The 267-nt window shown below is 60.3% G+C and carries 1 protein-coding gene; it reads left to right on the top strand.

The window, feature by feature from the left end; all coding sequences use genetic code 11:
• Window positions 1–26: 26 nt before the first annotated feature.
• The coding region (locus ACLJNW_RS25570; protein WP_410961419.1) for a hypothetical protein at window positions 27–267 on the top strand (241 nt) is incomplete at its 3' end.

Here is a 267-nt window from a genome sequence, read left to right as displayed (position 1 = left end):
GCCAATAATTGCCCACTGAAAATCCCATGAGCCCCCGCCTGAGTGCCCTTCGCCTGAGCCTGGCTTATCTCGCAATCGCCATCGCCTGGGCGTTCCTGAGCGATCATTTGTTACAAAACCAGGTCCAGGACCACGACCAACTGGTGTTCTGGATGACCGCCAAGCGGCTGTTCTTCTTCGCCGCAACCGGCCTGCTCCTGTACCTCTACCTGGTACGCCAGTTCCGCCGCAAGGCCCAGGCCTACGACGAACTGCACGGCAGCGAGC

The organism is Salmonella sp. SAL4457, assembly GCF_046548235.1.
Classification (GTDB): Bacteria; Pseudomonadota; Gammaproteobacteria; order Enterobacterales; family Enterobacteriaceae; genus Salmonella; species Salmonella enterica.
The sequence above is the reverse complement of the archived record's forward strand: the minus strand, read 5'-3'. Positions and strand labels throughout refer to the sequence as shown.